A 16,395-nucleotide genomic window follows, 5' to 3' on the forward strand; every position below is an offset into this window, starting at 1 on the left:
TGCCGCCGCTCATCAGCACTTCGCCGGCGGTAGCTTCGACCGCTTTGGTAATGACAGGCGCTTCGGCTCCGATGCCGTTATACACCTGACTAAGGGTCGTATCGACCACATTCGCCACATCGAACCTGTTGCCCTGGGCCAGTGCATAGCTGCGTGCAGCCACCGCCTGGGCCTTCAGCGCTTCCGCCGGCCACCCCGAGGAAACTTCTCCGCCGACAACGGCATATAAGTACTGCTCCAGCGGAACCTCATTGATCACCGCCAATGATCCGGCCAGGCCGCTCAGTTCCAGATCACCGCGGTAGGTGCGCTTGGATCTCTCCACAATTTGAATGCCGTTGTCATTACCGGCAGCCACAAACTTCGCCCCCGTACCGGATACGATGTAATGGAAGGCCTGCCCTTCGCTGATCCAGTCCATCCCCGCATCCGTCCGGATGATCAGGCCAGGGGTACTAACCGCACCGGCAGTCCAGGTCAGCTGCGGCAACGCGGCAGCGGCGCTCGCCTGCAGCGCAGCTAACTCGCTGTCATTCACCGCTTCACCGGCCCATACCTGATACTTAGCACTGCCATCAGCACCTGACACCAGCACCTTCCATGCATCAATTCCGGCATCGGTAATGCTGCTCAGCACGGTTTCCGCCTCCTGTGAAGTAGCGAATTCTCCGGCGAGCAGATGCTTGTTGCCCTTGACGGCCACCGTCTGGCCAGCCGGAATAGACAGCCCCGCCTTACCTACGCGGGTAAGACCTTCTTTGGCTGCAGCTTCACTTACATACGGACCTGTATATAATTGATACACGCTGGCACCGCCGCGTGTGGTAACGAACAGTTGCGGTTTATCGGAAGAAGCTTGCAGCTTCTTCGCGGCGTCAGCAGCGATCTGCCAGGTTGGGGTCTCCATCACTTTAACCCTGAAGCCGTCCAGGCTGACGCGAATCTTGTTGTTGGCCGGAACCGGAAGTAGTGCTGTTCCGGCAGCCGACTCCAGATTAAAGGCTGCATTCGATTGCAGCGTCACGAACGGGACGGTGGATTTATATTTGCTGCCTATATCGGCATACAGTGCAACCCGGATGGTCCGGCCGGATTCGGCATGGCTGTCACCCGCGGGAAGCAGAAAACTGCCGGCAATCAGCGTGGCCGCAAGAAGGGCCCGGCCCAGCTTTCTCATGCCTCTGCGACTGGCAAAATTCATCAGGAAGTCCCCCTTAGAAGTTGTTGTGTATATTTGCATTATTGCTGCGGAGGAAGCGGAAGACCTAAATGCTGGTACCCAGCAGCCGTCACCATTCTTCCTCTCGGCGTCCGCTGCAGAAATCCGATCTGCAGCAGATACGGCTCATATACATCCTCAATGGTCTGGCTCTCTTCACCGATCGTGGCAGCAATTGTATCCAGTCCTACGGGACCGCCGCGGAAGGAGCTGATCATTGCATGCAGCATTTTATGGTCAATGCTGTCCAGCCCGCGCGGGTCCACCTGCAGCATCTTCAGGGACTCACCGGCAATGTCCGGTGTAATGATCCCGTCGCCGCGCACCTGTGCAAAGTCACGGACGCGCTTCAGCAGGCGGTTCGCAATCCGCGGCGTCCCCCGCGAACGCAGGGCGATCTCTTCGGCGGCATCGCCGATGATCTCAATACCGAGCAGTTCGGCATTGCGGGATACGATGAAGCTCAGCTCATCAATGCTGTAATACTCCAGGCGGCTGACCACCCCGAAGCGGTCGCGGAGTGGAGCGGACAAAAGTCCGGCACGCGTGGTCGCACCGATCAGCGTAAACGGCGGCAGATCCAGCCGGACGGAACGGGCGCTCGGGCCTTTGCCGATCATAATATCAAGCGCAAAGTCCTCCATTGCCGGATACATCACTTCCTCCACCGTACGGTGCAGCCGGTGAATCTCATCAATGAACAGCACATCGCCCTCCTGGAGATTGGTGAGCAGCGCAGCCAAGTCACCGGGCCGCTCGATGGCAGGACCCGACGTTGTCCGCAGATTTACACCCAGCTCGTTGGCGATAATATTGGCCAGCGTTGTTTTGCCGAGGCCCGGAGGACCGTACAGCAGCACATGATCCAGCGCCTCACTGCGCATTTTGGCGGCTTCAATATATATTTTAAGGTTCTCTTTCACCTGATTCTGTCCGATATATTCGCCTAAATAACGCGGACGCAGGCTTAATTCCACCGCTTGCTCGTCCATCATTAGATTAGCTGATATGATCCGGTCATCCATTTATTCATCACTCCGTTCTTCAAGGCTTACTTCGCTATATAGAGCAGCCCCAGCGCCTTCTTCATCAGCACATCAACCGTTCCTGTATCCGTGCCTTCTTTCTTCATCGTCAGCCAGACACGGTCAAGCTCAGCTTCAGTATAACCCAGCGCCTTCAGCGCGTCCCGTGCTTCTTCCCAAGGCAGCGCGGCGGCTTTGGCATCAGCTTCTGCCGCAACCGCGAATAATCCGGTCTGCATCGAAACGGCGCTTAGTCCGTCCAGCTTGTCGCGCAGATCCAGAATCATCCGCTGCGCAGTCTTTTTGCCGATTCCCGGCAGCTTCGTCAGGAAAGTAATATTCTCCTGATAGATGGCCGCGATCAGCTGATCAGGTGTTCCTCCCGTAAGGATCCCCAGCGCAACACGCGGCCCGATGCCGGATACCTCAATGAGCTTGCGGAACAGCTTCTGCTCTTCCCTCGTCGGGAATCCGAACAGCAATGTCGCATCCTCACGTGTCTGATAATGGATATAGATCGTGACTGGCCCCTCCGTCTTGGCAAACGCGTATGGGTTCGGGCAGAATACCCGGTAGCCAATCCCCTGGACATCCAGCACCACATATTCTGACTCCAAATGTACAACCGGTCCTCTTAAGTAATCTATCATTTTCGCAATACCTCATTTAATTTGGAATTAAGACTTACAGAATGGGCATGACATACCGCAACAGCAAGCGCATCGGCCACATCATCCGGTTTCGGGACAGCCGACAGCTTCAGCAGCAGCTTCACCATTTCCTGTACCTGCTTCTTCTCCGCCTTGCCGTAACCGACCACAGCCTGCTTCACCATCATCGGCGTATATTCGGAGACCGGGAGCCCACGCTGCACAGCAGCAAGAATCAGCACACCGCGTGCCTGCGCAACAGGCAGCGCAGTTGTTACATTACGGGCGAAAAACAGCTTCTCCACCGCAACCGCATCCGGCTTGTATTTATCAATAAGCTGAACCATGCCTTCATAGACATGCAGCAGCCGCTCTTCCTCCGGCGTATGCGCCTCGGTCTGAATGGAACCATATTGGACCGGTGTTAACTTATTCCCTTCCTTATCCACGAAGCCGAAGCCGACAATCGCCAGCCCCGGATCAATTCCCAAGATGCGCAAATCCAATCTCTCCTCTATCACAGGCAGGATTTTCCACCGTAATCATCCATTGTCCGTCACTTAAGCGAACATATGTATTCCTTCTAACCATTATAGCAAAAATCCCTCTGGCGGGAGAAAAAATTTGCTCACGGCAAAAAGAGCGGAATCTGCCAAGTAACCCCGGTGCAGAAACCGCCCTTCTATATTTACAAGCCTTCTATCAATAGTTAGTGCGGGATAATATCCTTCAGTCCTCCAAGAAAACGGCTGGAGGCATAGCAGATCTCGCCATTGATCATGCGAATCTCGCGGTTCTTGGTATCCACTTCAGCTATATTATCCTTATTGACCACAAAGGAGTTGTGACAGCGGTAGAACCGGGAATCCATCTCGAGAATGTCCTTCAGCTTGCCGTAGAATTCAACCTGGCGGTTCTTGGCATGCAGGATGATTTTGTGCAGCTGCGGCGAGGTCTCAAAAAATAAAATATCATTGTAATCCACACTGATCATCTTATCGCCCGATTTGGTCTGGAACTTCTTGATATTATTGTACTTATTCTGCAGATAGCGCGTATTCGCAGTATCGATACATTCAATGACCCGCTGGCGGATATCCGTGAAGTTATCCTTTGTAATATAATCCATGGCTTCAACCTTGTAGGTGAACGTTAAATACGTCAGCTCCGAGTGGGTGGTCACAAAGACAATTGCACCGAGACTGTCATACTTGCGGATCTCCGCCCCAAGAGCAATCCCGCTCTTCTCCTCCTGCAGATCCACATCCAGAAAATAAAGCCCCGTGACACGGTTATTCTGCAAATAGTCGATGATCTCCTGGGAACGCCCTGTGGAGATAACCAGCTTCATATCCAGATTCTCCATCATTATATAATTCTCTATGTAAGAGTTCAGGCGCTTCCTTTGCTCCGGGTCATCCTCACACACAAATATCTCCAGCATCAAGCTTCCTCCTGTCTAGTAAACTTCCAGTTCCTGAATAAACTGACCATCTTTTCTGTAGGTATCAAGCGTTACCCCGGCGCACTGGGATACGATCTCCCGCAGATTGCTGAGCCCGAGGCCCCGCCCTGTACCTTTGGTGGAGAAGCCCTTCTCAAAAATCTGGTGAAGCTCCGGGCCGTCAGGCTGACAGCTGTTCGCTACAGCAATCAGTACCCCTCCGGTCCGTTTGACCAGCGCCACCCGCAAATTCGACGATTCACATTTGACGGCTTCTTCGATTGCATTATCCAGAATGATCCCCAGGCATCGGCAGAGCTTGACGGAATCCATATTGACGGCCTCAATCGGCTCTACCGCCTCCACTACTGCATCGATGTGCAGCTCCTGCGCGCGGATCAGCTTCGAGGACAGAATGCCCTTCAGCTCCTGAATTTTGACATTCTGCAGCGTCCCCAGCTTGTAGTTATTGTTTTGCATCCCCTGGCTGATCGGCAGGATTTTTTGGTCAAAATAGGTGCTGAGCCCCTCCACATCCTTGGAGCGTATGTATTCGGACATCGACAGCAAAATATTGATATAGTCATGGCGGAATTTCTGCATGTCGGTGTACATCATTTCCAGATTGTCGGTATACTCCAGGAGACGCTCATACTGCTCCTGCTTACCCTTCATGACAGCCTCCTTCATGACACTGCGCGTCAGTACCATGAACACACCGATTAAGAGGATGAAATAAAATACAAACAGCAGACTGTTCGCCTGAATATTGGCATTCGTGAATCCCTGCTGCTTGCCGATTAAGATATTGGCATAAAAAATCACCACCGTAATTACACAAAGGATAGCGAACAGAATTCCGTATCTGCGGAATAACATCTCATACGCCTGGAATTTGGCGAAAAGAAACCGGGCTGCGAAAGTGAGAAGAATGGCGATCACGAAATAAGTAGGGTAGTAAATAATGTACAAAGTTCCCTGGATAATTTCATCAAGCGAAGAATGAAAGATCCAGATAAATATGTTGCTTGTTATGTAGTCGCTGATTACTGAAATAATTATCGCTATGATCGGAAAGATGATGCTGAATACAATTCCCCTTGATTTCCAGTAACTTAATGCAATACAAAAAAGCAGAATAATAATTATACTGGGAATTCCAATCATTATGTATAGAGGATATCCGATACAAAGAGAGCCTATAAACATTACAAGACTGAATTTCAGATTGAATCTTCCCTGATTTAACATATAAATACTCAAAGAAAGTGTTAACATCTGAACACCAACCGATAATAATTCTCCCAAAATAACTATCCCCCTCAGCTTAAGTCCACTCTGTAATTTTATACAAGATTGGTACTTTAACCCTATACATATCATTGTAATTCATACAAGATAATCTAGTAAAGCTGAATACCCAAAAAAAGCCTCCTATACTGGAGACCTTTTCGGATTCTATTGGTTTCATAGCCGTGCAGTGATTCTTAAATCGCAGGTTATTTATGGGCTGAGGCCTTTAATAACTCCATCGGAATTTTAGGTTCGTGGAAGAATGTCATGCAGCATGTTTCCATCGCAATATCACCGCTCTTGATTGCCGCATTTCTCACTGCTGCGGCCATACCGTCTTTTACCTCGTTAAACATTCTCTGCGTCATAGTTTTCATAATTATTATAGCTCCTTTTCAATAGTTTATAGGTTATTGGCAAGATCATCAGCACTTGAAGCAGAATTCCCATCAGCAGCAGAGCCTTAATTGTCGGACTTGGAATAAGCAGGGCGGTGAGCACAATCAGCAGTCTGGACTTTGTTGTTGTCTTTCTTAATTTCTCTCTTCTTTCCTTGCCAAGCAGCGGAAATTTATCTGTATCAGCCGGTGCATACCGGTAAAGCAGCAAGGTGGAGAATAAACCAATGAGACCTGCTTCCAAGTTGTTCATCATTATGTAATGGTCGCATAGATAAGGTATGCCAACGAACATGGCGACACTTATCAGACTGCAAATCATGCTGCTGCTTGCATGGAGGCCAAACGCCGTTTTGCGGATAGCGAAGTAGGCGCCGTGCATGATTAATGTCTGCCAGAGCAGATGGAACAGGATTGCCACTCCGTAGACCAGAACGAGCTTACTCAGGTTAATCAGCAGCATTTCAAATCCCAGCTTCATTTTCAGGTAATCAATGTATTCTCCCTCACGCTCCTTGTTCATCTTTTGGGCCCATCTACAGGCCAGCGATTCGGTAAATCCCATCTTTACTGCTTCTTCAGCTTCCATCTTATCTTGGTCACCTCTCTTGTCCTTAATATTAAACATTTTTCTGAGAGATTTACGGTTCATGCCCAGGATATGACTTAGATGTACCAAATGCAGGCATAAACGGAGCGGCATGTCCTAAATGTACCGAAATCATACGTACCTGTGAAAACGAATACAGCGGTCTCTATTAAAAACGCCGCCGTACATCCAGAGAGTCCGGATGCGCGGCGGCGAATTGGCGGGTGGAACATATAATCTGCTCAAGTGTTGATCAGAACCTTCAGTACCTCTTGTACCTCAATCTTCTGCGGAACGACCAGGCTGCAGATTTCCTGCTCGCTTTTCATGAAGGAATAGCCGACCAGGAAGGGGAAGTGCTTGAACTGGATCCGGAATACTTCCGTTCCGAACATGCTCTCCGGTCTGATCGAAGATATTTCATAGATAGAATAATCCGCGAGCAGGCCCATCTTGAACGCTTTACCCAGCGCTTCCTTGCAGCTGAAGAACATGTAGGCGAAGCGGGCAGGGGATTCATATCCGGACATCAGTTCCTTTTCGCTGCCGCTCAGCATTTCTTCAATCGGTACATCCAGCCGGATGGTTTCCATATCGATGCCCACAATATTATCCTTGGAGTAGACCACCGAGAGCACATACCGTTTGGAATGGCTGAGGCCCACCTCAACCGGCTGGTCTTTGATAATTGGAAAGCGCAGGCTTCCATACTCCACCGTAATCCCGCTGAGTTCACCTTTGAAGGACGCCGTCTGGTCAGCCAGGTTTTTTTTGATTGCATAACGCCCGTACAGAAATTCCTTGCGCCGACTCTCGTTACAGATATTACAGTACATCACATACTCGGTAGAGCTTAATATTTTCTGAACCTCGAAGGTGTGCTGCTCCCTCATATCAATCAAGTGCGGACTAATCATGGCCTCATCCCCTTATCGTTCGCCGGCCTTTGATTTACGGTGCCAATAATGAAACAGGAGCAGGTCCGCTACAAATCCGGCATTGATCAGCAGTATAAAGCTTAAGTAGATGCTCTGTGTAATGGAATGGATCGGATATTTGAGCAGAATGCCCGCAGTAATCAGCAGACTTGCCAAAGCGCTTAGCGGTACAACTCCCGTGCTCCGGTAGTGGATCTTGCGGTACAGTCCCAGCATCAGCATCAGGATTCCCGGCAGAATCAGCGTTTCCCGCAGCTCGCCGACATTTGGCATAGCCTCCCCGAAGGTGTACACCGGAAAACGGATGCAGAGCAAAAGACCTGAAATGATCAGCAGCGAGTCTATCCATTTACGGTGTCTGCTGAGTGCGATGGCGTACCACGCGCCGAACACGTTCAGATAGGAAAGACTAATCAGAACCAGGGCGCCCACTACACTCAGGACGAACCAGTACGTGTCACCCGGAATGAATTTATCCTCGCCCACAAAGCGCAGGAACACGAAGAAATAGATCCCGACCGCCAGGAGCTTGAGTCCCCAATAGGTTTTCATTCCCGCTGTAAACCTTCTGCGGAAGGCGGTGTTGCCGCCCTGGAGATTAAAGCCGTATTTTCGGTATAAAAAATCATAGATAGTTCGCTGCATAATGTTCCTCTCCCAGCATATTGGATAGTTGCTCAATGGACGGGTGTTCAAATACATCAAAGAAGCTGATATCTGCATCGAACTGCTGGTTAATCTCCCGGGCAATCTCCCATACGGTGACGGAATCCACGCCCTGCTCAAAAATGTTGGTCTGCTCATTTAAGGCTGCGCCGGGCAGATACTGCTGCAGGATCAGCGAGAGCTTTTTATTTTTGCTGAGGAAATGGTTCTCGTATAAAGTTTTTGTGTCCGTCTTCCCGTTCGCGGTCAGCGGAATTTCCTGCACATATACGATCTTGGACGGGATCATGTAGATCGGCAGCAGCTGCTTCAGCACCTGGCCGATATTCTCGGAGCGGGTCGTGACCGCCAGATAGATTTTTTTGTCCCGGACAAAAGCATGGCAGTTCTGAATCCCCTGGGCACGGACGGTATATTCAATCTCCTGCAGATCTATCCGGTAGCCGTTGATTTTGACCTGGGTATCCTTCCGGCCGAGATAGACAATTTTGCCCTCCGCATTCACCCGGACAAGATCCCCTGTCTTATAGACCTCCTGGCCCTGCCACTGGATGAAGGATTCCTTCGTCTTCTCCGGATTGCCCAGATAACCGAGCGCGACCCCGAGTCCGCTGGCATAAAGCTCCCCTTCTGCTGCGCTCTGCCCTTGCTCATCCACAATATGGGTCAACGTTCCATGAATCGCTGTACCGATGGCAATCTCCTGCATTACACTTCCCTGCTCCATGACATCCAGGGTAGTAAAAACGGTGTTCTCTGTGGGGCCATAGCCGTTCACTACAGTGGTATGCTTCAGCACTTCATTGACATGGGATAAGCTCAGCTGCTCTCCGCCTACAATTACGCGGGAGAGACTCTTAAACATGTCCGGCTTCTTGTCCACCCAGAAGTTGAACAGGGAGCAGGTAATCCACATCACGTCAATACCCTGGCTGATCCGTTTTTCCACATGATAGATATTCAGAATCTCCGTCTTCGATAACAGGGAAATGGTCATGCCGGACAGCAGCCCGCCCCAGATCTCAATAATCGATGCGTCGAATTCCAGCGGACTGATATGGGAAATGGTCTTGTCCGGGGCAAGGCCCAGGCGCTCATCCCCCAGCAGGCGGAGGACACCGCGGTCCGGAATGCCGACCGCTTTGGGCGTAGAGGTTGTGCCTGAGGTGAAGACAATGTAGCAGAGCTGCTCCGGAGTCCGTGCAGGAAAGTCCCATACCTCTCTCAGACCGGGCACCGGCTGCAGCACTTCATTAATTGTAGCTTTGACCTGGATCGTTTCGCGCATGGACTGCTTGCGGCCCTCCGGATAGTCCTTGTTGATCACGGTATAGGCAGCTCCTGCCTTCAGTACCGCCACCATAGCGGCAATCGCCTCGATGCTGCGCTCCAGCTCGATCGCTACCACATCATGAGCCTGAACGCCCTTAACCTGCAGCTGCTGAAGATAGATATTAGACAACGCGTTTAAGTCTCCATAGGTGATGGAGCGGCTGCTCTCCGCAATCGCCACCTTATCCCTATATTTCCGCATGTTCTCTCCTAAAATGCCGAGAATATTGTTCATTGTCCGCTTCCTCCTTTGAATGGGCTTGTCTGGCCGGATGTGATGAAACCGAAGATATGGTGATATACCTGCTGCTGGAATTCGTAGTAAAAGAAGTGACCGCCCGGGTAGGTATGATACGTAATCTCCCGTTCCGACAAGTCGCTCCAGTCCTGCATGGCGGTGACGGACCGGTCCTCAAGACCTTGAAAGACTGCGATCCGGATAGCCGGATCGAACCTACGGCAGCGGTACTGATTGTCCAGGTTATAGCGGTTAACCGCTGTAACATCGCTGCGGAGAGCCGGCAGAAACAGCTGGCGCATCTGCTGCGAGGCAAACTGTCCTTCCTTGATCAGGCCATAGATGCGGCAGCGCTCCAGCAGCGTATCGTCGTCCGGCTCCTCTTCATCCACCGCTTCAATCCGGTGCGGCGGGGTGGCCGCCATGAACAGCAGCTTGATTACCGGGTATCCGGACTCTATTAAGGTATGGGCCAGTTCATACGCAATCAGGGAACCCATGCTGTAGCCCAGCAGAATCAGCTCTTCCTGCGGGTCCAGGGACTTCTTCAGCAGGGAGAACAGGTCGGCGGTAATGTCCCTGATCGAGCCGGAGGGCTTCTCGGAGAACCTTCTGCCGTGACCCGGATATTCCAGGGACAGAACAGCAAGCTCCGGGCAGCCGGCGTGAAGCTGCTTCTGCAGCTCCGCGAATACATTGACATGGGCACCGGCGTACGGCAGGAGAATCAGCTTCATTCGCCGGCACCTCCCCGGGAAGACACGCTCTCTGCATCCAGCTGAAGCAGCAGATTGTAGCAGTTTCCGTGCATCGAATACGATACGGCCGAGTACAGCTTGTAATTACCCGGGCTGATACTCCACTGCTCCCCGCTGATTCTGCCGATAAAAGCATTCGGGCTGGCCACTTCCCGGCCCTGCAGTACAGTCTGCATACGCTGCGAATCCAGCAGACGGCAGGCCCCGATCAGGCCATAATAGCCTACGATATAATGGACTCCCTCCTTCAGGAATCCGCCTTTCAGATTCCTGTAGGATTTCTGGAGCGTCTTCAGACAGGAGAATTCTGCCGTATCATCGATTTCATTGCCCCGGCCGTACAGCTCCAGAAAAACATCTGCCTCCGGATCAATTCCGGCATTCTCCAGGGAGCGGATTACCAGCTTCTTGATAGCGGTGCGGTTGACGACGGGGTTGCCCATCGTTCCGGCAGTGATGTCCTTAATCTCCGCAAGAATGGTATCGCCATCGCTAAGTGCGAGCTCCCGCTCTTTCAGCAGGAAGGCAGCCCCGCCTTCCGAGAAGTAACGTCCTGAGGCCCCGTCCTCAAAAGGTTCAGTGTAGCGTTCAGCGCCTATTCCGAACTGGGACAGCTCATACGGGACCGGAAAGGTAACCGCGCTTGATCCGCCGGTAAGGGCGATGTCGAACTCCCCTTTGCGGATTTTGGCATAGGCGCTGTACATCGAGCTGATCCCCGAAGTAGAGGCTTCACTGATAAGTTCTACGGCCGGAGGACGGCCCAGCTGGAGCAGCTTGAGATAGCCAAGCGGATCAATCAGCTTCACCGCATCTAGAAATGCCTCTCCCTCCACCCGCATTAATGCGAATTTGGAGAGGCTGTCTGTCTGTGCGGTTCCTATCGAGACAAGCAGATTGTTCTTTGGACCCAGCACATTCCGGTCCGCCAGCGTCTGCAGCAGGGATAGCGTCATCCGTTCGCTGGACAGCAGGAATCTGCTGTCCGGCCCGGAGATATGCTCCAGCTTGAAGTGCTCCTCTATGGAGGGATAGAATACTCCGTCGAAGGAGGCGGCCTCACCCGGCTCCTGATTATAGTTTCGCTCAAGCTCACGTACACGGTTCTGCCAAATCGCATTCTTGCGGGCCATCAGGTCTTCCGTACTCCCCGATTCCCGGCCGGGGTAATCATAGACAGAATCAACGATAACTACTCTGCGGTCATTCATTCGCTTCCTCCAGCAAATCTCTGACGTATTGGCTGAGCTGTGTAATGGTCGGATAGATGAACACATCCGCCACTTCCATATCAATCTTGAACTGCTCGGCCACCGGGCCATAGATCCCAAAGGCCTTGAGCGAATCGCCGCCCAAATCCGTAAAGCTCTTGTTCACATCAATATCATTGCGGTCCAGCACCGAGGCGAACACAACCGTGACGAACTTCTCCACTTCATCCTGGCTGTCGGCACCTGTGATCGTTAAGGATGAGTACTCCTTAATCTGAATCTTGGCAGCCTCTTCCGCCATAGCATCCGGAGCTGCAGCTGCGGCGCTGCTGCCTGCATATTGCTGCGGCAGGCGGATATATTCGGCTAAGAATTCCGCCGTCTTCACTTTGTTGAACTCACCGGCGATAACCTTGCCAAGCTTCTTATCCAGCGAGAGTCTGATGTATTCCCTTCCGACAGGCGAAGAAAGTGACTTCATCAATAAATGCTCGTCTGCTGCGGCCAGATCGCCGAATTGCAGCGCCATACCGGTATCTTTCCAGCCCGGCCACAAAACTGTGGTTGCCGCTTCATCCCTGAAGCCTTCAAGAAAGGCATTGGCGAAAGTATAAGAGAACTGGCCTGCCGATCCGGCAATCGTGGTCATGGAGGAGCTGGCAATGAAGAACTTCAGCGGCTGTCCTGCCAGATATTTGCGCAGCAGTAGGGTCCCTGTTACTTTTGGAGCTACAATATTTAAGAATTCCTGTTCTGACTTCGTGAAGAGCATGCCTTCTTCCGGAACCCCTGCCAGATGAACAACCCCGGCTATGCTTCCTGCTCCGGCCAGGCTGCCTACAACCTGCTTGACCTGTTCCTCGTCCGATATATCGCAGCTGTGGAAAGACACGTTAGAGCCTTTGCCCAGCACCTGGTTCATCCGGTTCAGCTTGCTGCTTTCTTCGGCTGTCAGCGACGACTTGGCCTGCAAGGCGGAATAGGAATCCTTGCGTCCAAGGATGGCAATGTGCAGCTTCGGCTGGCGTTCCAGCAGAACATCGATATATTCCATCCCGATGCCGCCGTAGCCTCCGGTCACAATCACACAGTCTTCTTCATTCAGCTGAAGGTTCTCATCCGCAGGGGTCTTCACCTCGACCAGCGCTTCCTCATACAACTGATTATGGTCAACCAGCATTTTCTTGCCGTCCAGCTCTTCTGTCTCCGCGATACTGAGGAGCTTCCCAAGGTCGAATTCCGCCAGGTTCAGCATTTGCGTCTTGAAGCCGGTATTCTCCAGCCCCAGAATTCTTCCTGAGCTCAGCAGGGAATAGTTCAGCGGATTAAGCATGGTGTCAGCCGTATCCAGAGCGAAGCCGTTATCAGCCAGGATCAGCACTTTACCCTTGCGCTTGACCAGCGAATTGGCCTGCTTGGCAAAGTCAAAGTAATGCAGCATTTCCTGCTGGGTGACGCTGGTGTCCGGCAGGGACTCGCCAAACCAGGGAGCATAGATCACGAAATCATATTTCTCGGCAGGCTTGAAGGCTTTGAGCGCAGTGTAATCCTGCAGGTCTACACCTTCACGCTGTTCAGCGGCGGCTAGCTCAAGCACCCGCCCGTCGCCGACGACCAGAACGGTCTTCCCGGCAGCTGCAGAAGCTGCTGTCTCCGGTACACGGTAAGCCGAAGGCATCCAGCTCACTTCATGCAGGTGAGGCTTGAAATAGGCGTTGGCAAAAGCCTTCATAACGTATTTGTCCAGGTAGGCAATCCTTTCGCCAAGCTCGTTGTAGACGGAGATATTGGCCGTAATGACATCATGATCTCCGGCCGGGTCATAGAGCAGTTCTGTCCTGGAATATATCTTGCCGGTGAACGCTTTGCCGGTGAAGGAGAATTTGCCGTAGGACAGCGGAAGGTAGCTTTTGCCGCGGGCCTGGGCACGCTCATACACCATAGCGCCAAGAATGCCGTCAAGCAGGGAAGGATGCAGGTAGAATTTCTGCAAGTCACCGGCAAATTGCTCATGGAGCGTCAAGGACAGCAGGATCTCGGAGCCGGACGGGCGGGCCAGGCGGAAATTCTGCTTGGCGAAATCCCAGCGGCCTTTAAAGAAGTTATTCTCCTCGGAGCCGAAGTCTGCGGTCAGCAGCTGCTGCTCGAACATGCTGTTCACATCTACAGCCTCCGGCGCAGCCCCAAGCTCCGACTGCCTGATCGTAAAGGAGGCATGCGTCACATAGTTGTTCATATCCTGATTCTCATAGGAGAAGACTTCGATCTCCAGCTGTTTGGAGGAACTCTTACTGACATGGATCTGGAACTCTCTGCGTTTATCCTCCAGCTGAATCAGATTTTTGAAATAGAGCTTCTCCAGCTGGAACGCCGGGGTTCCGAAATATAGGACCGCCAGCTCAGCGGCGAGCTGCGTATAGGTAGTTCCGGAGAAGGTCCGCTGGCCGCCGATCCGGTGATCGTCGACGAACCAGTCATCCGGTGACAGCTGAACGGTGTAGACATCGGAATGCCCGGTTTTCAGCGTCTGTTTGCGGATCAGTGTGGATTGCACGGGCAGGCTGGGCCCGGAATTCTCGTAGGTGTTATGCTTTTTAACATTTGCCCACAGCACCTGCCGTTTGAATTCATAAGTCGGCAAGGAGAGCGTAACTGCATCCTGATAAGGATACATTTCCAGTGCCAGATCATAACCTTCCAGATATAACTGGATCAGTTCGCCTGTCATGTACTGGTCGTAGCCGGTTTTGAGCCGGTGCTGCATCAGCTTCCTCATATCACCAGATATCTCCTGAATTTCACTCTGAATAATTCCTTCTGCAGCCTGTCCGCTGGCCAGAACACCAATGGCTGCACGCAGCTTGCCGGTGAATTCTGCGAAGGATGCTGCCTCGAACCCGATACCGTTCTTGAAATGATTCCGTTTATGAATCAGTGTATAGGAGATGTTGTGCAGGCTGAAGGCTTCCAGTCTGCTTGTCTGGCGCACGAATTTATTCAGGACTGCAATCAGCTGCTCTGCGGTTTGGGCCGAGAAAACGAAGGGATAAGGTGCTGATGACTTCACGAATTCGCGGCGTGTTTCATATTCCTCCAGTACGATATGGGCATTGGTGCCGCTGAATCCGAAAGAGCTGATCCCCCCTCGGCGGGGATATTTGCCTCTTTCCCATTTCCGGACTTTTGTGGGGATATAGAAAGGACTGTCGACAAATTTGATATATTCATTGGGCGATTCAAAGGACTGGTTGGGGAAAATCTCCTGATTCCGCAAGGCCAGCGACATCTTGATCAGTCCGCCTACACCGGCAGCACCTACGGTGTGCCCGATATTCTCCTTAAGGCTGGTAAGGGCACAGAAGCCCTTTTTGTCCGCATGCTGCTTGTACGCGTCTGTAAGTCCTCTGACTTCAATCGGATCACCCAGCTTGGTGCCGGTGCCATGGGCATCAATGTATTCTACGGTTTCGGGAGAGATGGAGCTGCGTTCATAAGTCTCCAGTAGCAGGTCCTTCTGGGCATGCGGATTAGGAGCGGTCAGCCCGTTCGATTTGCCGTCGCTGTTGATCATACTTCCGCGGATAATGGAATAGATATTGTCGTTGTCTTCGATTGCATTCTTCAGCCGCTTGAGGATGACAATTCCCACCCCTTCGCCGAAGATCGTTCCCTGAGATTCCGCATCGAACACCTTCAGAAACGAACGGGAGGTCTCTACATTGCTGTACTGGTCCAGCACACTGCCCTGGCGGGGGAACAGGCCAAGCGCGATCCCGCCGACAATCGCTGTATCAATTTCCTTGTCACGCAGCGTCTTCACTGCCAGATGAGCGGCCACCAGCGAGGAAGAGCAGGCGGTATCAATGACAAAGGAGCCCCCTGACATGTTGTAGATATAATTGAGGCGGCTGGCCAGTATGCCCTCCCAGCAGCCGGAGTTCACATAGTTCGAATCCTCTTCGATCTCTGAGCGGTAATTGGCGGTAATGGACTTGTCCTTTCCTACATAAATTGCTGTTTTGCTGTCCTTGATGGCATCCAGCCGGATACCCGCATCTTCAAGCGCCAGGTAGGAATGCTTCATCACCAGACGGTGCGTCGGGTCAATATATTTGGCCTCCTCCGGGGAAATGCCGAAGAACTCGGGATCAAAGGTATCGATATCCTCCAGATAAGCCCCCTTCTCCCGGCAGAGCCGCTGCAGGAACTCCTCCGGTGTCGTCTTCAGGTGGTCAGCGCCCTTCTGCAGATAGTCATGATCCTTCGGAATGTACTGAATCCGGTTCTCCGGGAACTCCTTAAAGCCCCTCATCCCGTGCTTGACCGCCTGATAGAACTCAAAGGTATCCTTCACATTGCTGTATTCGCAGGAGATGCCCACAATAGCGATATCATCGGGAATAATCTCTTCCAGCAGGGCCTTGCCGGCCGCCGAATCCAGATTCCCTTTTTTGACCTGATCAAATATATACTCGCCTGCTCTCATTGCGTTCGCCTCTTTCAATGTTTTTTGACTTTTATCGCTCATGCCTTCTGGAATCTCAAGAAATCCAGCAGGTCGGCGGCATCCGGGGCAGCTTCAGACATCACCTGCTGTACCGGCACTTGTATGGCTTGTTCCATGAGCTCTGCCT

14 protein-coding genes are annotated in these 16,395 nt (G+C 52.0%); all 14 read right to left on the minus strand.

Features of this window, described 5'->3' with window-relative positions:
• A partial coding sequence (locus tag AQR02_RS34625) for a SpoIID/LytB domain-containing protein (protein ID WP_245237555.1) occupies positions 1-1,201 on the minus strand: 1,201 nt, incomplete at its 3' end.
• 38 nt (positions 1,202-1,239) lie between these two features.
• Positions 1,240-2,244: a Holliday junction branch migration DNA helicase RuvB gene (ruvB, locus tag AQR02_RS19450; protein WP_054941887.1), complete on the minus strand. Its 1,005-nt coding sequence runs from the start codon at positions 2,242-2,244 to the stop codon at positions 1,240-1,242.
• A 26-nt stretch (positions 2,245-2,270) separates the two neighbouring features.
• Positions 2,271-2,894: a Holliday junction branch migration protein RuvA gene (ruvA, locus tag AQR02_RS19455; RefSeq protein WP_054941888.1), complete on the minus strand. Its 624-nt coding sequence runs from the start codon at positions 2,892-2,894 to the stop codon at positions 2,271-2,273.
• Positions 2,891-3,394 carry a crossover junction endodeoxyribonuclease RuvC gene (gene ruvC, locus AQR02_RS19460; RefSeq protein WP_054941889.1) on the minus strand — a complete coding sequence of 168 codons (504 nt, stop codon included), beginning with the start codon at positions 3,392-3,394 and terminating at the stop codon, positions 2,891-2,893. Before ruvC ends, ruvA begins: the two co-directional genes overlap by 4 nt.
• A gap of 209 nt (positions 3,395-3,603) precedes the next feature.
• Entirely contained in the window at positions 3,604-4,338 is a 735-nt protein-coding gene (locus AQR02_RS19465) for a LytR/AlgR family response regulator transcription factor (RefSeq protein WP_054941890.1), read from the minus strand.
• A gap of 15 nt (positions 4,339-4,353) precedes the next feature.
• Entirely contained in the window at positions 4,354-5,310 is a 957-nt protein-coding gene (locus AQR02_RS19470) for a sensor histidine kinase (protein WP_245237556.1), read from the minus strand.
• A 527-nt stretch (positions 5,311-5,837) separates the two neighbouring features.
• On the minus strand, positions 5,838-6,008 hold the full coding sequence (locus tag AQR02_RS31480) for a cyclic lactone autoinducer peptide (RefSeq protein WP_082451913.1): 171 nt from the start codon (positions 6,006-6,008) through the stop codon (positions 5,838-5,840).
• Positions 5,980-6,681 (minus strand): accessory gene regulator B family protein, encoded by a 702-nt coding sequence (locus tag AQR02_RS19475; protein WP_245237557.1) that lies wholly within the window; start codon positions 6,679-6,681, stop codon positions 5,980-5,982. Before AQR02_RS19475 ends, AQR02_RS31480 begins: the two co-directional genes overlap by 29 nt.
• Positions 6,682-6,860: 179 nt before the next feature.
• Positions 6,861-7,535, minus strand: coding sequence for a 4'-phosphopantetheinyl transferase family protein (locus AQR02_RS19480; RefSeq protein WP_054941892.1), 675 nt, complete (start codon positions 7,533-7,535; stop codon positions 6,861-6,863).
• 12 nt (positions 7,536-7,547) lie between these two features.
• Positions 7,548-8,201 (minus strand): hypothetical protein, encoded by a 654-nt coding sequence (locus AQR02_RS19485; protein ID WP_054941893.1) that lies wholly within the window; start codon positions 8,199-8,201, stop codon positions 7,548-7,550.
• Positions 8,182-9,789: a non-ribosomal peptide synthetase gene (locus tag AQR02_RS19490; RefSeq protein ID WP_054941894.1), complete on the minus strand. Its 1,608-nt coding sequence runs from the start codon at positions 9,787-9,789 to the stop codon at positions 8,182-8,184. The genes AQR02_RS19485 and AQR02_RS19490 overlap by 20 nt, the downstream gene beginning before the upstream one ends.
• Positions 9,786-10,529, minus strand: a complete 744-nt coding sequence (locus AQR02_RS19495; protein WP_054941895.1) for a thioesterase II family protein — start codon at positions 10,527-10,529, stop codon at positions 9,786-9,788. Before AQR02_RS19495 ends, AQR02_RS19490 begins: the two co-directional genes overlap by 4 nt.
• Entirely contained in the window at positions 10,526-11,761 is a 1,236-nt protein-coding gene (locus AQR02_RS19500; protein WP_054941896.1) for a beta-ketoacyl synthase N-terminal-like domain-containing protein, read from the minus strand. The genes AQR02_RS19495 and AQR02_RS19500 overlap by 4 nt, the downstream gene beginning before the upstream one ends.
• Positions 11,754-16,247 carry an SDR family NAD(P)-dependent oxidoreductase gene (locus AQR02_RS19505; RefSeq protein ID WP_054941897.1) on the minus strand — a complete coding sequence of 1,498 codons (4,494 nt, stop codon included), beginning with the start codon at positions 16,245-16,247 and terminating at the stop codon, positions 11,754-11,756. Before AQR02_RS19505 ends, AQR02_RS19500 begins: the two co-directional genes overlap by 8 nt.
• Positions 16,248-16,395: the final 148 nt, after the last annotated feature.

The organism is Paenibacillus ihuae, from assembly GCF_001368795.1.
GTDB classification, from domain to species: Bacteria; Bacillota; Bacilli; order Paenibacillales; family Paenibacillaceae; genus Paenibacillus_AQ; species Paenibacillus_AQ ihuae.

Bases quoted from the DNA above. Each gene is read 5' to 3' on its own strand.
- AQR02_RS19505 (WP_054941897.1), bottom strand. From the start codon at position 16,247: ATGAGAGCAGGCGAGTATATATTTGATCAGGTCAAAAAAGGGAATCTG.
- AQR02_RS31480 (WP_082451913.1), bottom strand. From the start codon at position 6,008: ATGAAAACTATGACGCAGAGAATGTTTAACGAGGTAAAAGACGGTATG.
- AQR02_RS19490 (WP_054941894.1), bottom strand. From the start codon at position 9,789: ATGAACAATATTCTCGGCATTTTAGGAGAGAACATGCGGAAATATAGG.
- AQR02_RS19480 (WP_054941892.1), bottom strand. From the start codon at position 7,535: ATGATTAGTCCGCACTTGATTGATATGAGGGAGCAGCACACCTTCGAG.
- AQR02_RS19500 (WP_054941896.1), bottom strand. From the start codon at position 11,761: ATGAATGACCGCAGAGTAGTTATCGTTGATTCTGTCTATGATTACCCC.
- AQR02_RS19495 (WP_054941895.1), bottom strand. From the start codon at position 10,529: ATGAAGCTGATTCTCCTGCCGTACGCCGGTGCCCATGTCAATGTATTC.
- AQR02_RS19485 (WP_054941893.1), bottom strand. From the start codon at position 8,201: ATGCAGCGAACTATCTATGATTTTTTATACCGAAAATACGGCTTTAAT.
- ruvA (WP_054941888.1), bottom strand. From the start codon at position 2,894: ATGATAGATTACTTAAGAGGACCGGTTGTACATTTGGAGTCAGAATAT.
- ruvB (WP_054941887.1), bottom strand. From the start codon at position 2,244: ATGGATGACCGGATCATATCAGCTAATCTAATGATGGACGAGCAAGCG.
- AQR02_RS19475 (WP_245237557.1), bottom strand. From the start codon at position 6,681: ATGAACCGTAAATCTCTCAGAAAAATGTTTAATATTAAGGACAAGAGA.
- AQR02_RS19465 (WP_054941890.1), bottom strand. From the start codon at position 4,338: ATGCTGGAGATATTTGTGTGTGAGGATGACCCGGAGCAAAGGAAGCGC.